Annotated in this window: 15 protein-coding genes; 5 read left to right on the top strand and 10 right to left on the bottom strand. The window is 68.3% G+C overall.

Annotated features, from left to right (window positions below; translation table 11 throughout):
• Together ACXAID_RS12690 and ACXAID_RS12695 are read right to left on the bottom strand one after the other, a co-directional pair.
• Positions 1-1499: alkaline phosphatase D family protein (locus ACXAID_RS12690; RefSeq protein WP_475022572.1), on the bottom strand; the 1499-nt coding region annotated here is incomplete at its 3' end.
• Positions 1500-1519: 20 nt separating this feature from the next.
• Positions 1520-2491, bottom strand: coding sequence for an aldo/keto reductase (locus tag ACXAID_RS12695; RefSeq protein ID WP_475022573.1), 972 nt, complete (start codon positions 2489-2491; stop codon positions 1520-1522).
• A gap of 219 nt (positions 2492-2710) precedes the next feature.
• Here ACXAID_RS12695 and ACXAID_RS12700 point away from each other — a divergent pair, with 219 nt between their 5' ends.
• Positions 2711-5209, top strand: coding sequence for a M4 family metallopeptidase (locus ACXAID_RS12700; protein ID WP_475022574.1), 2499 nt, complete (start codon positions 2711-2713; stop codon positions 5207-5209).
• On the opposite strand, the gene ACXAID_RS12705 is transcribed toward ACXAID_RS12700, so the two are convergent.
• Entirely contained in the window at positions 5192-6184 is a 993-nt protein-coding gene (locus ACXAID_RS12705) for an alpha/beta fold hydrolase (RefSeq protein ID WP_475022575.1), read from the bottom strand. The two genes, ACXAID_RS12700 and ACXAID_RS12705, sit on opposite strands and share 18 nt — an antisense overlap.
• Before the next feature lie 8 nt (positions 6185-6192).
• On the bottom strand, positions 6193-6837 hold the full coding sequence (locus ACXAID_RS12710; protein ID WP_475022576.1) for a TetR/AcrR family transcriptional regulator: 645 nt from the start codon (positions 6835-6837) through the stop codon (positions 6193-6195).
• Between the two features lie 100 nt (positions 6838-6937).
• On the opposite strand from ACXAID_RS12710, the gene ACXAID_RS12715 reads away from it, so the two are divergent.
• On the top strand, positions 6938-7966 hold the full coding sequence (locus ACXAID_RS12715; RefSeq protein WP_475022577.1) for a Rieske 2Fe-2S domain-containing protein: 1029 nt from the start codon (positions 6938-6940) through the stop codon (positions 7964-7966).
• A gap of 22 nt (positions 7967-7988) precedes the next feature.
• A complete protein-coding gene (locus tag ACXAID_RS12720; protein WP_475022578.1) occupies positions 7989-9068 on the top strand; it encodes an NAD(P)H-dependent amine dehydrogenase family protein in 1080 nt (359 codons plus the stop codon).
• A gap of 156 nt (positions 9069-9224) precedes the next feature.
• Here the strand turns inward: ACXAID_RS12720 and ACXAID_RS12725 are convergent, their stop codons facing one another.
• On the bottom strand, positions 9225-10442 hold the full coding sequence (locus ACXAID_RS12725; protein ID WP_475022579.1) for a cytochrome P450: 1218 nt from the start codon (positions 10440-10442) through the stop codon (positions 9225-9227).
• Between the two features lie 184 nt (positions 10443-10626).
• On the opposite strand from ACXAID_RS12725, the gene ACXAID_RS12730 reads away from it, so the two are divergent.
• Positions 10627-11166 (top strand): TetR/AcrR family transcriptional regulator, encoded by a 540-nt coding sequence (locus ACXAID_RS12730; RefSeq protein ID WP_475022580.1) that lies wholly within the window; start codon positions 10627-10629, stop codon positions 11164-11166.
• An 88-nt stretch (positions 11167-11254) separates the two neighbouring features.
• Positions 11255-11752 (top strand): Rv2253 family sensor-like surface protein, encoded by a 498-nt coding sequence (locus ACXAID_RS12735; protein ID WP_475022581.1) that lies wholly within the window; start codon positions 11255-11257, stop codon positions 11750-11752.
• 1 nt (position 11753) lies between these two features.
• Here ACXAID_RS12735 and ACXAID_RS12740 read toward each other — a convergent pair whose 3' ends face one another.
• From ACXAID_RS12740 to ACXAID_RS12760, 5 genes are read right to left on the bottom strand one after another with little or no spacing between them, the layout of a single operon-like run.
• A complete protein-coding gene (locus tag ACXAID_RS12740; RefSeq protein ID WP_475022582.1) occupies positions 11754-12494 on the bottom strand; it encodes an SDR family NAD(P)-dependent oxidoreductase in 741 nt (246 codons plus the stop codon).
• A 31-nt stretch (positions 12495-12525) separates the two neighbouring features.
• Positions 12526-14142, bottom strand: coding sequence for an ABC transporter ATP-binding protein (locus ACXAID_RS12745; protein ID WP_475022583.1), 1617 nt, complete (start codon positions 14140-14142; stop codon positions 12526-12528).
• A complete protein-coding gene (locus ACXAID_RS12750) occupies positions 14139-15017 on the bottom strand; it encodes an ABC transporter permease (protein WP_475022584.1) in 879 nt (292 codons plus the stop codon). The genes ACXAID_RS12745 and ACXAID_RS12750 overlap by 4 nt, the downstream gene beginning before the upstream one ends.
• Positions 15014-15988 (bottom strand): ABC transporter permease, encoded by a 975-nt coding sequence (locus ACXAID_RS12755; RefSeq protein ID WP_475022585.1) that lies wholly within the window; start codon positions 15986-15988, stop codon positions 15014-15016. The genes ACXAID_RS12750 and ACXAID_RS12755 overlap by 4 nt, the downstream gene beginning before the upstream one ends.
• A gap of 2 nt (positions 15989-15990) precedes the next feature.
• Positions 15991-17541: an ABC transporter substrate-binding protein gene (locus ACXAID_RS12760; RefSeq protein ID WP_475022586.1), complete on the bottom strand. Its 1551-nt coding sequence runs from the start codon at positions 17539-17541 to the stop codon at positions 15991-15993.
• Positions 17542-17698: the final 157 nt, after the last annotated feature.

Genomic DNA, 17698 nt, shown 5'->3' on the forward strand with positions numbered 1-17698 from the left:
CCGCGGTTGTGCCACGTCATCGGCAGGGCCGGCGCCCCGTGCCGGCGCGCCCAGCGCCCGGTCGCGCCGGCCAGGCGCGGTGACCAACTCAGCTTCAGCAGCGGCTTGAGGAAACCGGGTACGTAGTTGTGCACCGGCGAGCACACCAGCTGGTGTACCGGAGCGCCTGGCGCACCACCGAATTCGGCACGCGCCACGTAACTGTGGTGCACGTCGCCGGAGAGCACCGACACCGTGGCCGGCCCGGGCGACGATTGCTGCGCGGCGTCGCCGATCAGGTTGCTCAGCCGCAGGAATGAATGCAGGAACGCCGGCCAGTGCTCCAGGTCGGCGGCCTGGCGCAACTGCTCGGCCAACCGGCCCCGCAGCCCGCCGCGGTCGGCGGAGAGCTCGTTGACCGACTGCAGGTCGGCGAGCGCCGGCGGCAGCAGCCAGGGCAGTGAGGTCCCGATCAGCACATGGTCCAGCGATTCCAGCCCGTCGCACACCTGCGCGGCCACCCAGTCGAACTCGTCGTCGTCCAGCATCTTTCGATCGCCGCTGTCAAGCATCCGGGCGTTGCGGGAATCCACCACGACCAGCCGGTTGCGGCCGAGATCCCAGCGGAAACTGAACCGGATCGCCTTGCGCCCCTTGACCTCGGCATCGGCGCGGTCGGCGAGCTCGACAAGATGCGCCCAGCGGTCACCGTCGCCGGCGAGCACCGCCCGGTAGTCGTCGTCGGCGGCCAGCTCCTCGGGGCTGAGGTTTCCCAGGTGTTGATAAACCCAGTACGACGCGAGGCCGGCCCGGATCCGATCACGCCACCACGGCTTCCGGTTGACCTCGGCGCGCCACGCCGCCGAGGTGTTCCAGTCGTCTCGGATGTCGTGGTCGTCGAAGATCATCGCGGTCGGCACCGTCGACATGATCCACCGGATCTCCGGGTCGCCCCAGGTGTGCCGGTACAGACACTCGTACTCGTCGAAGGAGACCACCTCGTCGGGGGGACGTCCGTGCAACCGGCGGCGGTGACCGGCCATGTGGCGGCGGGCATCGGGGGTCAGCTCGTCGGCGTAGACCTGGTCCCCGAGCAGCAGCAGCGCATCCGGCCACGCCTCGATCGGCAGCTCGGTCAGCCGGGTGGCATAGCAGTCCAGGGCGTCGTGACCGAGCTTGCAGTCGAGCTGCTCGTCACCGGTCTTGGGGTAGCGGCAGGACCCGAAGACCACCCGCAGCCGGTCGGTGGTGCGCGGACCGCGCGTCTTGATCACGCAGGCCGGAAAAGCCGAATCGAGCTCCGGCCAGACCTGGTCACCGTCGAGCAGCACCCGGTAGGGCGTGACCGTGTCCGGCTCGAGACCCTGCACGACCACCAGCGCGTAGTGGTAGCCGCGCACCTCGAACGTGCGCGCGCGACACCCCAGCACTTCCACCACAGCGGGCGCGTCGGTCTGTACCCAGACGGTTGCGGTGGTGTCGCTGACATGGCGCAGGATGGGGCCCAGGACCAGAGGCACGGGTCCAGGTTAGAGCGTGCTCACCCGCGGCCGAGCTTCTCCTTGACCGCATCGGTGATCACCCGGCTGATCGGTGCCGGGGTGAACGCGCGGGCCGCGACGGTGAGCGCGCCGCGCGCCTGGTCGCTGAGTTCGATGTCGGCGGCGGCGACGTTGAACTCGAGCTGCTCGACCGACGAGGCCCCGGGAATGGCGACCACCTGGGGAAGCGAGATCAGCCACGCCAGCGCCACCTGGGCCGGCTCGGCGCCGACGTCGGCGGCGACGTCGCGCAGGGTGTCCAGCAGCGGTTCGATCCGGCGCAGGTTCTCGGTGGCGAACAACGGATTGGCCGCCCGGACCCCGCCGGGGCGGTTGTGCACGCCGTACTTTCCGCCCAGCAGTCCCTGCGCCAGCGGGCTGTAGGCGATCACCACGCGGTTCTCCCGTTCGGCGAACGGCACCAGGTCGTCGAGCGCACCCGGATGCGCCAGCGAAAAATGCACCTGGTTGCTGACAACCGGCCGGCAAAGCGCTGCGTCGGCCTTGCGCCAGCGCTGCAGCGAGTAGTTCGACACCCCCGCGGCGCCGATCACGCCGGTGTCGAGCAGCTCACGCATGCCGGGCATGATCACCGAGTCGGGGACCACCGGGTTGGGCTGATGCACCTGGTAGAGCGGAATACGGTCCAGCTGCAGGCGCTCGGCGCTGGCGCGGGCGCGCTGCTTGATCACCGGCGGAAACGGGGCGACCGGGAAGACCTTGCTGGCCACGGCCACGTCGGCGCGTTCGTCACCGAGCGCCTCTCCCAGGATGCGCTCGCTCTTGCCGAATCCGTAGATCTCGGCGGTGTCGAACAGCGTCACCCCCAGCGCCCTGGCACGCGCGACGATCTCGCGTGCCGCACCGGAGGCGTAGGTGTCGCCGTAGCCCCACTCGCGGGATCCGAACTGCCAGGTGCCCAGACCGATCCTGCTGATCTGTCCGACTCCGGGTACGTCGAGGTATCGCATGACTCCACCGTAGGTGACGCGCCGGTGCGGAATCCGCCAGATACGCCCCGCAAGTTTGCTGACCGGAGTATGTTCCTGCACCACAGCCCGTCGCGCCCGCTTTGCCGGGGCGTCGACGTCAACAGTTGGGGGTCAGGCGTGGTCAACGGTGTTCACCGAGGTGCGCCGGTCCATGCGGCGCGATGGCTCTCGGCTGCGGTTCTGCTGGCCTGGGTCGGGTTGAGCCCCGTCGTGGCCGAGGGGGTCGCCGCGGCCGCACCGAAGACGCCCGCCGAGCCGTCCGGGGCCACCACGCAGTCCGGCGGCACATCGGCGACCGAATCCTCCGACGCCGACTCGTCGGAGGACAGCGCCGATTCCGAGGAATCCGACGACGATGCGGGTGGCGGCGCGCGCGTGGAGGACCGGGAGGGCGGTGCCGACGAGGACGACGAAGCGCTCGACGACGAAGCGCTCGACGACGAAGGCATTGACGACGAAGGCATTGACGACGAAGTCATCGACGACGATCTCACCGACGAAGCCGGGGACGCCGTCGGCGCCGTGGTTTCCGGCGCCGACGAGATCTCAGAGATCTCCGCTGCCGCGGAGGACGCTGCCGATCCCGAAGTTGCCGGTGACGAAGCCGAGCCGGTCTCCCCGACACCCAGCCGCGCCGCCACTCGACCGGTCACCGCCGGCAGCGTCGTCAGCGATCTGCTGACCTGGGTGGGGTTGCGACCGCCGGCCGGCGGACTGCCGATCCCCGCGGCGCCGGTGTCCGGGCTGCTGGAGTCGGTGTGGTTGGCGGTGCGGCAGACCCAGTACCTGATCAACAACCAGCGACCGACTGCCGCTCCCACGATCTCGGGACCGGGCCCGCTGGGTGTGACCACCGGCAACCTCAACGCGGTCGACTACGACGACGCGTCGCTGACCTACACCGTCATCGCTCAGCCGAACCACGGCAGCGTCGTCGTCGACGCGACAGGTGAATTCGCCTACGTTCCGACTGTGGCGGGCCGGGCCGACCAATTCACCGTCGCCGTCGATGACCGTCCCGGCAACCCGTTCCACGTGCACGGCCTGCTCGGCCTGTTCGGGCTCTCCCGGCCCACCGAAGTCGTCATCACCATCGAGCGGGCACCGGTCGAACCGGCGACGTCCAGCCTCGCCGAGTGGGACGGTCCCACCGGCAGGTTGGTCACCGATGCGACCGACGCGGCGCTGGTGCTCAACGCGCTGGCACCGGCGCTGGGCGCCGCACCGGGTTTCGCCAGCGCGGACCTGATCAGGGTTGACCGGGCGGGGGACGGCGCCACCGCGGAGAACTTCTACCGGTACTCCGAAACCGTCGGCGGTGTCAGCGTTCTCGGCAGCGACATCATCCTGGTGACCGACGCGTCGGGTGCGGTGACGGGCCTGTTCGACAACTACGTGGGTGTGGGCGACGACTTCGACGTCGCCCCCGACGCCGCGCTGGACGAGGCCGGCGAGGTCGGGTTGGCGGCCGGGGCCGCCTACCTGGGCGCCGGCGCCGACGCGGACGCGCTGGCCGAGTTCCTGGCGCAGAACACCGTCGTCAGCACCCTCGTCGTGTACGCGCTCGACGAGCACGTCGAACCGGCGCTGGCCTGGCGGACCGAGGTGCGGTTCCCCGACACCGGAGACCTCTCACCGTCGAGCGTGACCTATGTGATCGACGCCGACGGCGAGGACGCCGGCGTCGTGCTCGTCACCAGTTCTCCGATGCACGGCTACAGCGTCACCGGCATCGCCGTCGACCGGCTGGGCGACCCACGCACCATCAACGTCGATCGCGGCGGATTCTTCTTCCCCACCTACACGATGTTCGACAGCACCCGCAACATCAAGACCTACAGCACCACGTATTCCTGGTTCGGCCTGGGCGGTCCGTTGCTGCCCGGAAGTATCGTGCAGCCGGGCTGGTCCGGCTGGAACTCCGGTGCGGTGTCTGCGCACGCCAACACCGCGGTGGTCTACGACTACTATCGGGATATCCTGAGCCGCAACTCGTTCGACGGCGAAGGCGCGGTGGTCCGGACCAGCATCCGGTACAGCCCGGTGAACCTTCTGTTCTCGGCCGGCTACGCCAACGCATTCTGGGATCCCACCCGCCAGCAGTTCGCCTACGGCAACAGCGGCTACCTGCAGGCAGCGCTCGACGTCGTGGCACACGAATTCACCCACGCGGTGGTCAGTTACGTTGTGGGTGATGGCGGTTCGGTGCTCGACTACGGTGAGTCGGGGGCGCTCAACGAGGCTTTCGCGGACATCCTCGGGTTGCTGGTCGAAGGAAAGTCCGGTGCCGATCGATGGCTGATCGGTGAGGATTCCGACTACGGGATCGTGCGCAACCTCGCCAACCCCGGCTCGGTCACGACGAGCTTCGGGCCCTACCGTGACCACTATGTGAGCCGCTACACCGGACCTGGAGACGACGGCGGTGAACACATCAACAGCACCATCTTCAGCCACGCCGTCTACCTGATGATGACCGACGCCGCGACCGCGGAGATCACCGACGAGCAGTGGGCCACGGTCTTCTACCACTCGCTGTTCCGGCTCGGCGAAGCGGCGGATTTCACCAACGGCCGCGAAGCCGTGCTCGACACCGCACACCTGCAGGGCTTCACACCTGCTCAGCTGCAGGCGATCCGGACAGCCTTCGACGCGGTCGGAATCGACGACTCCGCGCCGTCAGCGATCGTCGCCTGACCGGTCCACCAACACCGCACCATCCGGGCGGTCCCCGAGGGTCTGCAGGTCCAGCGCGTCGCCGGCCGCGGTCAGCCGGATGATCTGGGCCAGCTCACCGGGTGCGTCGCACTGCACGTAGTGGTCGGCGCCCGGCACCACCCAGTAGCGGTTGCGGCCCGGTTTGGGCCGCAGGTAGGCCTGCCACACATGGTTGGCCACCCGCAGTGGGGCGACGCCGTCGTGCAGACCCCAGATCAGCGTGGTGTCGACCTCGATCCCGGACAGCCGCTCGAGCCAGGTGGTCTCGTCGGCGGCGCGTTCGTGGAGGTAGCGAACCGTGTCCGGCAGCACCGCAGGGCCGTCGTTGTGTGCGAAACACCTGGCCAAAGCGGCGATCTCGGGGTCATTGAGGTCGCGGCGCGGCATGAAGGTGGTGGCGCCGAGCCCGGCGGCCAGCAACTCCGGGGTGGTGGCCGCGGCGGTGCCGCGCCCGGTCGAGTCGTCGAGCAGGGCCACCTGGAACGCCGTGAGGTTGGCCAGCGGCAGAAAGATGTTGGCGTTGGTCACGAACACCTCGGACGGGAGCGGCCCGGCACCGTCGGCCAGCATGCCCAGCGCGATCATGCCGATGCTGCTGCCCCGGTCGTGGGTCACCATCCGGTAGTCCTCGAGCTGCCAGTGCGCGGTGATCGCGGCCACGAGTAGCCGGGCGTCGTCGTAGAGCGAGTACACATACGGCGCCGGCGGCTTGTCCGAGAGCCCGTAGCCGGGAAAGTCCACCACGAACAGTTCGAACTCGTCGCCGAGCGCACATGCCAGTGCGTAGTAGTCGATGCTCGAGGTCGGGAAGCCGTGCACACAGACCAGCGCGGGGGCGCCGGGCGTACCCCAGCGCCGGGTGAACACCTCGACCTCGGCGCCGTTGTTGGCCGCCGTCGTCGACGTCCAGGTGAACGACGTCGCCCCACTGACCCACTGTTCGAAGATGTCCACGGTCGACCTCACTCGTCGGTTTCAGGTGCCTGCAGGTAGGCCACCAGCGCGTTGGTCAGGCCGCGGCGGGCCACGTCGAGGTCGGCATAGGAGCCGAGCTGGCGCTCCGAGACGAGTCCGCGCATCGCGCCGGGGATGAGTGTGGCGACCTCGCGCAGCCGCTCGGGGTCGATGTCTAGGCCGGCGAATGCGTTCTGGCACGTCTCCAACCACGACCGGCCCCAGGAGTGCAGCTCGGCGGCGGTCTGCGGATACAACCGCTCCAACTCGGCGTGCTCACGGGGCAGCGCCGCGCGCAGGTTCTCGATCGCCCGCGAATCCGGCTGGGCCAGGCCGTCGTAGAGGGTGTCGACGATGGCGGCCACCCGAACTCGAAGCGGTGCCTGCCGATCCAGCTCGGTGAACAGGTCGGCGCGCCGCTGCGCGGTCCGGTGCAGCACCGCGGCCCAGAACCCGTCGGCATCGCCGAACTGGTACTGCACCGCTCCCCAGGTGGCACCGATGTCCTTGGCGATGCGGTTGGCCGACACCGACCCCGGCTCCCCGGAAGCCAGCGACCGCAACGCCGCGGTGAGCATGTTCTCCCGAGTTGCCTGGCCGCGGCGATTGGCGCGGCGAGTGGTTCGCTGTGCGGACGCCGCGACCTCGGTCATCCTGGCAGGATAGCCGGTTCCAGGTTTCGTAGAACCCACTATGTTTCTTTCATCGAGTGTTCTACCATTCACCCGACGCCGATCCGTGAAGGGACAGTCGATGGCCAAGCCGCCCTTGTCGATGAAGCCGACCGGATGGTTCCAGGTCGCCTGGTCGGACGAGATCGGGATCGGCGACGTGCACACCATGAAGTACTTCGACCAGGAGATGGTCGCCTGGCGCGCCGAGTCCGGGCAGCTTACGGTGATGAACGCCTACTGCGAGCACCTCGGCGCGCACCTGGGCTTCGGCGGGACGGTCCGCGGCGAGCTGCTGCAGTGCCCGTTCCACGGCTGGCAGTGGAATCAGCAGGGCCGCAACGTGTGCATTCCCTACGAGGACCGCCCCAACCGGGGACGGCGCATCACGACCTACCCGGTCGTCGAGCGCAACGAGTCGGTCTACATCTGGCACGACATCGACAACCGCGAGCCCTTCTTCGACGCTCCGGACGTGTTCGCCAGCTTCGCCGACGGCACCAGCGCCGCCGACTACTACCCGCAGCAGCGGCTGTTCCGGCAGGGCCTGGAGATGCACCCGCAGTACGTGCTCGAGAACGGGGTCGACTTCGCGCACTTCAAGTTCGTGCACAACACCCCGATCGTGCCGGTGTTCACCCGCCACGACTTCGACGAACCGGTGTCCTATGTGGACTTCACCATCACCTTCGAAGGCGACGACGGCCAGAAGATCGAGGACGTCAACAGCGGTGTCGAAGCGATCAACGGCGGGCTCGGGATCGCGGTGACCAAGAGCTGGGGGATGGTCGACAACCGCACCATCTCGGCGATCACACCGGTCGACGAGTCGACCTCCGACGTGCGCTTCATGGTCTACATCGGCCGGCCCGCCGACCAGCAGGGCCGCGACCCGGCCCGCTCGGAGGTCAAGGCCAGAACCTTCGGCGAGGAAGTGATCCGCCAGTTCACCCAGGACATCCACATCTGGGCGCATCAGCGCTACTCCGATCCACCGGCACTGGCCGGCTCGGAACAGCAGGGTTTCACCGCCATCCGCCGATGGGCGATGAAGTTCTATCCCGACGGTCAGGGCGGAAGCGCCGCCGAACTGGCCGCCCGATCACACTGACCACCGGAGAAAGGCTTCCCGAATGACCCAGCAGATCAAAGTCTTCCAGGTGGCGACCGGCAATGTCGGTTCCGAGATGATCAAACGCATCGCCACCCAGCCCGACCTCGAACTCGTCGGTGTGCACTGCTACTCGCCGGACAAGATCGGCAGGGATGCCGGTGAACTCGCCGGTATCGCCCCCAACGGGGTCACCGCGACCGGCACGATCGAGGAGATTATCGCCGCCGAACCCGATGTGCTGACCTTCCACGGGGTCTTCCCCGACGAGGACCTCTACGTGCGAATCCTCGAGGCCGGCATCGACATCGTCACCACCGCGGACTGGATCACCGGGTGGCACCGCGACACCAACCATCCCCACCACTCCGGCAAGCCGGTGACCCAGCTGCTCGCCGAAGCCTGCGAGAAGGGTGGCGCCACCTTCTACGGCACCGGGATGAACCCGGGAGTCAACCAGATCCTCGGGGTGGTGTGCTCGGCCGATGTGGCCGACATCGAGAACGTCACCACGATCGAATCGGTGGATGTGTCCTGCCATCACTCCAAGGACACCTGGATCGAGGTGGGTTACGGCCGGCCAGTCGACGATCCGGAGATCCCGGGCAAGCTGGAGAAATACACCCGGGTGTTCGCCGACAGCGTGCTGATGATGGCCGACTGTTTCGGTCTGACCCTCGACGAGGTGACGTTCAGCTACGAGCTCGGCGCGTGCACCAAGGACGTCGACCTCGGTTGGTACACATTGCCCAAGGGTTCACTGGGCGGCAACTACATCCGCTACCAGGGCATGGTCGACGGCGTCCCGCGGGTCGAGACCCACCTGGAGTGGCAGATGACCCCGCACACCGACCCGAGCTGGGACATCAAGGGCTGCTACATCACCCAGATCAAGGGCGACCCCAACATCTACAACAAGCACATGATCTTCCCGAAGCCGGGCGTCGACCTGTCCGACCCGGCGAGCTTCGCCTCGATCGGGATGACGGTGACCGGGATGCCGGCGCTCAACGCGATCAAGTCCGTCGTCGCCGCACCCCCAGGACTTCTCACCAGCGCCGACCTGCCGCTGCGGGGCTTCGCGGGCCGCTTCAAGCTCTGAGCGACGGCGCTCGCTGGACCGGAGCACCCCACATCAGGGCCCTGGAGGCGAGATCGACACCGAGGCTGGGGGGTGGCTGGTTATGTCGCTCGGCGGCGACCGTGGTGTCGATCTCGCCTACAGCGCCGCAGACAGAAGGCGTGCGGCAGGTGGGCGCTATCGGACCTGCAGTGGCAGGCTCTCCAGCCGTCGCACCAGCAGGCTGGGCAGCCAGCGTGCCGTGGCGGCCTCGAACCACGCAGTGTTCGCCAGCAGGTGCTCCAGCACGATCCTGGCCTCCATGCGCGCCAGCGCCGCACCGACGCAGAAGTGCGCACCCTTGCCGAAGGCGAGGTGGCCCTTGCGGTTCGGCCGGTCGAGCCGGAACTCGTCGGGTGAGTCGAAATGCTCCGGGTCCCGGTTGGCCGCGCCCCACAGCAGGATCAGGCGCGACCCTTCGGGCAGGTGCCGGCCGGCGAGCGTGCAGTCGCGCAGCACGTGGCGGTAGTGGCCGCGGAACGGTGATTCGAACCGCAGTACCTCCTCGAGGAAGTCGGGGATCAGCGCGGTGTCGGTGCGCAGCCGGCGCTGGAGTTGCGGGCGGGTCGCGAGAACGGCTGTCGCCGAACCGATCAGCGACGCGGTGGACTCGCCCCCGGCGCCGAACAGCGTGATCATCATCATCTGCGCCGTCATGGAATCCAGCTCGCCGGCCGCGCATTCACTCGCGAGAGCGCCCATCAGGGTGTCGTGCGGGCCGGTCGAATGCTGGTCGAATTTCTCGGCCACATACCCGGCCAGCTGCATCGCCGCCGCCCCGGCGCCGGCCAACTGTTCGGGGCTGACCAGGCCCTCCAGCAGCTGGGTGCTGGCATATCCCCACGCGGCCAGTTGCTCGGCATCCGCATCCGGCACGCCGAGCAGCCGGCACACCACCAGCATCGGAAGCCGGTTGGCGATCGCCGACATCCACTCGATCCCGCCGTCGCCCCGTTCCTCGTGCCAGAGCCGCGCGATGGACATGGTGACGAAGTCCTCGAGTGCGCGAATGCGCCTGGCCGCCAACTGGGGTACCAGCTTCCTGCGGTGCACCGCATGGATGGGATCGTCGGCGATCGCCAGAACCTGGGTGGGGCCGCCGAGGTCGTCCATCGGGAACAGCCCCACCGACCCGTCGGGCTGATAGACCATCGTGCCGGTCAGATTCGACGAGAAGTCCGCCGGCCGGGCCACGGCCTCGTTGACCGCGTCCCACCCGCACACGGCGTAGAAACCCGAGTCCCCGATGCGGTGCACCGGTGCCGACGCCAGCATCCGCGCATACAGCGGATAGGGATCCTGGATGAACTCCTCGGCGAACAACGCCAGCCCGAGTTCGCTCTCCTGCACGCTCACCCTCCCAGGCTGGATGCGGCGGACCACGGCCGTCAACGCCCCTGGTGCAAGTCGAAAACCGCAGTGTGCAGGCGTGCCGGACCGTCGTCTCACCCCGGCCGCAGGGCCAGCACGAACACTGAGATATTCGACGTGATATGTCTCACCATGAGATCATCAGGCGAAAGATTCTCGGGGAGTGGCGATGGCGCGAGACGACTGGCTGGTCGGTGACCGGCACGGCGCAGCCGCCGACCGGATCTACGCGGCGGCGACCGAGCTGATCGCACGCGAGGGCATCGACGGCTTCGACATGGCGGCGTTGCAGGCCCGGGTGCACTGCTCGCGGGCGACCATCTACCGGCACGTCGGGGGTAAGACGCAGATCCGCGACGCCGTGCTGGCCCGGGAGGCCGAGCGCGTCGTGGCGGCGGTGCGGGACGCCGTTCGTGAGTTGTCCGGCCCCGAGCGTGTGGTCAGCGCCGTCGAAGTGGCGCTGGAACGGATCCGGGCTGACCCACTCGGGCAGGCGCTGCTGCACTCGATGCGGGATGCGGGGGTGCTGCAGTGGATCGGGGGATCGGCGTTGCCCGTCGCGTTGGCGGCGGAGCTCACCGGCATCGACGACGACCCGCTGGCTGCGCAGTGGATCGTCCGCGCGGTGCTGTCGCTGCTGTTCTGGCCGGTGACGGATCCCGGCGCCGAACGCGAGATGATCCGGCGCTTTCTTTCCCCATGTATGTAAAACAGCCATCCTCGGGGGCAACTTCTGTAACACTGATCTCAGTGGTGCGGATAAGTAGGGGAAACGACGCACAACACGGGGAGTCGACATGTCGCGCAAACACTGGGCGGCCACAGCCGCATCGGTCGCCGCTGCCGCCGCGCTCGGGCTGGCACCAGCCGCGCAGGCCGGTGGCGTCCCGACCTGGGAAGGCACCTACACGGTGACGTTCTTCGTCGACCAGAAGACCGGCACCAGCATGGCGGCCACCCAGCCCGAGGCCCGCTACAGCGACAACTACACCTTCGACACCAGTTGCACGGGCGGGCAGTGTGTGGCCACCATCGTCGCCGGCCCCGCACCGCGCAATCCCACTGTCCCGCAACCGGTGGAGTTCACCTGGACCGGCGCGGCCTACACCCAGGACAACGACTTCCAGTGGAACTGCCTGATGCCCGACGGTTCCATCGAGTGGAACCCGGCGAGCTCGCAGGTCGCCTACACACCGCAGTCCGACGGCTCACTGAGCGGGCGCTGGCACACCGAAATCGCCAGCGGCGCATGCCAGGGCACCGTCGACATCACCATGGCGGCCGTACCCGTCTAGATCAGCCCGCGCCCTTGCCGTTGTCCACCCGGTAGACCGCGCCGTGGACGGCCGCCGCGTCATCACTGGCCAGAAACGCGATCGTCTTCGCCACGTCGACGGTGTCCATGAATCCGCGCGGGGAGGCGATCCGCATGATCAGGTCCCAGTCCGCATTCTCCGGCGCCTGGAACTCGGTGGTCTGCGCGGTCGGCATGCCGCCGGGGCAGATCGCGTTGACCCGTAGCCGTTCCTTGGTGAACTCCACCGCCAGCGCACGGGTCAGCCCGATCAATCCGTGCTTGGCCGCGCAGTAGCCCGCCGAGTACACCTCGCCCTCCACCCCCGCGATGGACGACACGTTGACGATGTTGCCCGCGCTCTCCAGCAGGTGCGGCAGCGCGGCCCGGCACAGGTAGAACGGGCCGTTGAGATTGACCGCCAGATCGCGATCCCAGTCGTCGTCGGTCATCGTCGTCGAGTGCCGCATCTGGTGAAAACCCGCCACGTTGGCCAGCACGTCGAGACGCCCGAAACGGTCCACGCACTCGGCCACCGCCTGGGCGCACGCCTGCGGCGAGGTGATGTCCACCGCCGCAAACGCGCCGCCGGGCACGTCGGCGAAGACCTCACCCATCCGCTCCGCATCCCGGGCGACACCGAACACCTGCGCACCCCGCTGTGCGAACAACCGCGCCGTCGCCGCACCCAGACCCGCTGACGCGCCGGTGACCAGCGCGACCTTTCCGCTCAACTGACCCATGTCCATGACCTTCTCACGGCCGGTCGGACGGTCAGACCGCGGCGCGCGGGGTCACCGGCGGCACCGCCGCCAACAGATCCCGGGTGTACTGCTGTTCGGGCTCGGCGAACAACTCGTCGGCCGGCCGGTACTCCACCGCCGCGCCGTCGCGCATCACCAGCACGTCATGGCTGACCTGTCGGATCACCGCCAGATCGTGCCCGATGAACAGATAGCTCAGACCCAACTCCTGCTGCAGCCGGGCGAGCAGCTCCAGGACCCGCGCCTGGACCGACACATCCAGCGACGCTGTCGCCTCGTCGAGGATGAGCAACTCCGGTTCGGCGGCCAGAGCGCGGGCGATGCTCACCCGTTGGCGCTGACCACCCGAGAGCTCATGCGGGTAGCGCTGGGCGAACTCGCCTGGCAGCCCCACCAGGTCCAGCAACTCGGCCACCCGGTGGCGCCGGGCCTGCTTGCCGTCGACCAGCTTGTGCACCAGCAGCGGCTCGGCGATCGAACCATCCACCCGTGCACGGGGATTCAGCGATGCGAACGGATCCTGAAAAACCAGGCCGATCCGGCGGCGCAACGCCTTGGCCGCGGATCCCTTGGCGCCGAACACATCGGTGCCGGCCAATGTCGCGGTCCCGCTGTGCGGGCTGGCCAGCCCGGTCAGCGCGGCGGCCACCGTCGACTTACCCGAACCGGACTCGCCGACCAGCCCCAGCGTGGCGCCGCGCCGGACCGAGAACGACACATCGCGAACGGCATGCACCGTCGAGCGCCCCACCGGTGTGGACACCGTGAAACGGACGTCGAGCCCCTCGACGGTCAGCAGCGGCTCGGCCCCGCTCACCGCCGGCGGACCGGAGGTGTCCAGCACGGGCCGGGCGGCCAACAGGTCGCGGGTGTAGTCGTCGCGGGGGGAGTTGAACACCGTCAGGATCGGCGCCTGCTCGACGGTCCGGCCGTCGCGCAGCACCGTCACGTCGTCGGCCACCTGGCCGACGACCCCGAGGTCGTGACTGATCCACACCACCGCTGTTCCGAAGTCCCGCTGCAGATCACGCACCAGGTCGATGATCTGAGCCTGCGTCGTCACATCCAGGGCGGTGGTCGGCTCATCGGCGATCAGCACCTCGGGGTCGCAGGCGAGCGCGATCGCGATCATGACGCGCTGCTTCTGCCCGCCCGAGAGCTGATGGGGATAGGCGTGCAGGCGTGTCGCGGGATCGGGCAGGCCGACCGCTTCGAGCAGTTCGGTGGCGCGCTCGGTCGCGGCCCGGCGCGTCATGTCCCGGTGTGTCTCCAGGGATTCGGTGATCTGGCGCTCCAGGGTGAGCAGCGGGTTCAGCGACGTCCCCGGGTCCTGGAAGACGAACCCGATCCGCGCACCGTGCACCGCGCGCAACACCTTCGGTGACGCGCCCACCAGCTGGATCGCCGACGAGCCGCCGGCCAGCGTCGAGGATCCCGAGACCCGCGCACCGGGGGCGTCCAGCAGACCCGTGGCGGCCAGCACCGTCATCGACTTCCCGGAACCCGATTCGCCGACGATGCCGAGTGTGTGGTCGCGGTGCACATCGAAGGACACCGCGTCGACGATCGTGCGCGCGCCGATGCGCACCCCGAGGTCGGCGACGCCGAGCACCGGTTGTTCGCTCATCGGTCCCTCCTGCGTGCCTCGGCGGTGGTGCGCTGCTTGGGATCGAGCACGTCGCGCAGCCCGTCGCCGAACATGTTGAACGCCAGGACGATCACGAAGATCGCCGCACCCGGGAACACCGCCATCCACCACGCCATGGTCACGAAACCCTGCGAGTCGAAGATCATCCGGCCCAGCGACGGCTCCGGCGGCTGGATTCCCAGCCCGAGGAACGACAGCGCCGCCTCGGACAGGATGGCGAACGCCAGCGACAGCGACGTCTGCACGATCAGCGGTCCGGAGATGTTGGGCAGGATGTGGCGTCGCAGGATGTAGCCGTCGCCGGTGCCCATCGCACGCGACATCTGCACATACGGTTCGGTACGCACACCCAGCGTGCTGGCCCGGGCCACCCGGGCGAAGATCGGCGTGTAGACGATCCCGATCGCCAGGATCGTGGTGGTCACCCCCGGCCCCAGGATCGCCACCACCGCCAGCGCCAGCAGCAGCACCGGGAACGCGAACATCACGTCCACGACACGCATCAGCGCGGTGTCCAGCCAGCCGCCCCGGTAGCCGGCCACCACGCCGATGGCCACCCCGACCACCAGCGCCAGCGCCACGCTGATCACCGCGATCCGCATCGACGCCTGCACGGCGACCAGGACCCGGGACAACACGTCGCGGCCCAACTCGTCGGTGCCCAGCCAGTGTGTGCCGTTGGGGGCCTGCAGAGCGTTGGGGACGTCGACGTCGTTGATCCCGTAGGGAATCAACGCCTGCGCGAAGACCGCGATGACGGCGACGACCGCCAGCACCACCGCGCTGACCAGCGTGATCGGATTGCGGGCCAACAGCGTCAGCGACGAGACCCGGGTGTCATCTCGTGTGGTCATGCGAGCCGGATCCTCGGGTCCACCACCGCGTAGAGCACGTCGACGACGAGGTTGATGAGCAGGAACAGCGCCGCGATCAGCAGCACCGCGCCCTGGATCAACGGATAGTCCCGGGCGGCCACGGCGTTGTAGACCAGACGCCCCAGCCCCGGCCAGGCGAACACCACTTCGACCACGATCACCCCGCTCAGGATCGTGGCGAGCTGGATCCCGGTGATCGTCAGGATCGGCACCAGCGCGTTGCGCACGGTGTGCCGGAACGTCACCACCCGCGGCGAGAGCCCCTTGGAGCGGGCGGTCCGGACATAGCCCATCGCCGCCACCTCCAGCACCGCCGAGCGCACATACCGGGTCATGATGGCGCCGGCCACCAGGCCCACCGTCAGCGCGGGCAGCACGATGTGGCGCAGCCAACCCGCCGGATCCTCGAACAGCGGCCGGTAGCCCGAGGTGGGCAGCCAGCCCAGCGTCGTGGAGAACAGCGCGATCAGCAGGATCGCCATCCAGAAGTCGGGCACCGAGACCCCGAACTGGCTACTCACCCGGATGATCGCGTCGCTGGCCTTGCCCTCCCGCAGCGCCGAGTAGATCCCGGCCGGCAGCGCGATCAACAGTGCGATGACGATTCCGGCCAGGCCCAGGGAGATGGTCGCGGGAAGCCGTTCCATCAACGTCACCGTCACCGGATCCCCGTTGCGGAAGCTCACCCCCAGATCCCCGGTGATCGCCGAACCGACGAACCCGAAGAACTGGCTCACCAGCGGCCGGTCGAGCCCGCTGGCCGACCGCAGCGCCTCATAGGCCTCCGGGGTGTAGCGGGTGCCCAACGCGATGCGCACCGGATCGCCGGGAACCAGGTGCACCAGCGCGAACACCACCACCGCCACCCCGAGCAGCACCACCGCCGAATACACCAGCCGCCGGGCGACGAACCGGGTGATGGGATGGGTGAACACCGTTGCGGCAGCCATGCTCAGGCCTCACCGTCCTGCGCCCAGTGGGCGTCGGCGAACCGCACCGCACCGTCGCGACGGGCGTGGTAGCCCTCCAGCTCGGGGTTCCAGGCCTGAATGACCGACGGGTTGTACAGGTAGATGTAGCTGACCTCGTCGGCGATCAACGTCGCCGCCTGCTCGTAGTCGTCGAACCGGGCCTGCCGGTCGGTTTCGACGCGCCCGGCGTCCAACAGCCGGTCGACCTCGGCGTTGGAGAACTTCTGCGCGTTGCTGGTCCCGTCGGTGTGGTGCTGGGCGTAGTAGAAGTCGTCGGGGTCGATGTTGCCCAGCCAGCCCATCATCAGCATGTCGAAGTTGCCGTTGTTCTGTTCGTCGAGCCAGGTGGCGAAATCGACGGTGCGGATGTCGACGGTGATGCCCAGATCGGCGAGGTTGTCGGCGATGATCTGGGCGGCCGTCACCGTCTCCGGATAGTCGGTGGTCACCAGCATGTCCAGGTTCTGCGGGCTGGCGCCGGCCTCGTCGAGCAATTCTCGGGCACGGTCCAAACCCTCTTGGCTGCCGCCGGATTCGTACCGGTCGTAGGGGACGTACCACGGGTTGCCCTCGGGGATGGCGAGCTGGTTCTGTGCCGCGGTGCCGTAGCTGGTCGCCGCCACGATGGAGGCGCGGTCGATGGCGTAGGCGATGGCCTGCCGTACCCGCACGTCGTTCCACGGTTCACGGGCCTCGTTGAGCGCCAGATACCAGTAGTCGTTGCTCGGTTCCACGGCCAGCGTGATCGACTCGTCGTTGCGCAGCTGTGCAACCCGCTGCGGGGGAATCGAATCGGTCCAGTCGATCTCACCGGCCTGCAACGCCGACAGCGCGGTCGACGGTTCGGAGATGAACCGGAACCGCAGCCCGGAGATCTCCGGGGCGCCGCCCCAGTAGTCCGGATAGGCCGCCAGGGTGATCGAGTCGCCGCTGCGCTGGTCGACGAACGAGAACGGTCCGGTGCCGACCGGGTTGGTGGCGATCTGGCCGCTCTCGACGTTCTCCCGGGACACGATCGCCATGCCCTTGAAGCCGCCGAGATTGGTGAGCATGTTCGGCACCGGGCGCTCGACGCGGATGACGACGGTCTGCGGATCCGGAGCCTCGACGGCGGTGACCGCACTGAACTTGTCGACGTTGGCCAGCTCTTCGTCGATGATCCGGTTGTAGGAGAACACCACGTCGTCGGCGGTCAGCGGGGTGCCGTCATGGAACGTCACTCCGGGGCGCAGATGAAACGTCCACGTCAGTTGGTCGTCGCTGACCTCCCACGACTCGGCCAGCGCGGGCTGCATCTCGAGGTTCTCGTCGGGTTGGACCAGGGTGTCGAAGATGTTCTCCAGCACCTCGAAGGAGAAATACGCGGTGGTCTTGTGCGGGTCCAGTTGATCGGGTTCACCGGCGATCGCGGCGATCACCCCGCCCTCGGCGCCCGGACCCAGATCGACCCGCTGGCCGGTGGAACAGCCCGTCGGCGCCGCCACGAGAGCGAGGACGGCGAGCACAGCGGTCGACACCGCCGATCTCGCCATCTGCATCACCCCGGGGACTCGAGCCTGCTGCGGGCTACCCGTTCGTCTCGGGAACCAACCCACCGCCGGCCGCCGGCGACAAACCCGTGACTTTGTCTACCCACGACTGAAATACTTCGGTCTACCTGTCTTACCATGCGTCGGGCCGAAGGGAGAG

Source organism: Mycobacterium sp. ABE4_509 (assembly GCF_056160785.1).

Coding starts and splice junctions, on each gene's coding strand:
- ACXAID_RS12710 (WP_475022576.1), bottom strand. CDS start 6,837: ATGACCGAGGTCGCGGCGTCCGCACAGCGAACCACTCGCCGCGCCAAT.
- ACXAID_RS12720 (WP_475022578.1), top strand. CDS start 7,989: ATGACCCAGCAGATCAAAGTCTTCCAGGTGGCGACCGGCAATGTCGGT.
- ACXAID_RS12760 (WP_475022586.1), bottom strand. CDS start 17,541: ATGGCGAGATCGGCGGTGTCGACCGCTGTGCTCGCCGTCCTCGCTCTC.
- ACXAID_RS12745 (WP_475022583.1), bottom strand. CDS start 14,142: ATGAGCGAACAACCGGTGCTCGGCGTCGCCGACCTCGGGGTGCGCATC.
- ACXAID_RS12730 (WP_475022580.1), top strand. CDS start 10,627: ATGGCGCGAGACGACTGGCTGGTCGGTGACCGGCACGGCGCAGCCGCC.
- ACXAID_RS12740 (WP_475022582.1), bottom strand. CDS start 12,494: ATGGGTCAGTTGAGCGGAAAGGTCGCGCTGGTCACCGGCGCGTCAGCG.
- ACXAID_RS12755 (WP_475022585.1), bottom strand. CDS start 15,988: ATGGCTGCCGCAACGGTGTTCACCCATCCCATCACCCGGTTCGTCGCC.
- ACXAID_RS12695 (WP_475022573.1), bottom strand. CDS start 2,491: ATGCGATACCTCGACGTACCCGGAGTCGGACAGATCAGCAGGATCGGT.
- ACXAID_RS12715 (WP_475022577.1), top strand. CDS start 6,938: ATGGCCAAGCCGCCCTTGTCGATGAAGCCGACCGGATGGTTCCAGGTC.
- ACXAID_RS12750 (WP_475022584.1), bottom strand. CDS start 15,017: ATGACCACACGAGATGACACCCGGGTCTCGTCGCTGACGCTGTTGGCC.
- ACXAID_RS12735 (WP_475022581.1), top strand. CDS start 11,255: ATGTCGCGCAAACACTGGGCGGCCACAGCCGCATCGGTCGCCGCTGCC.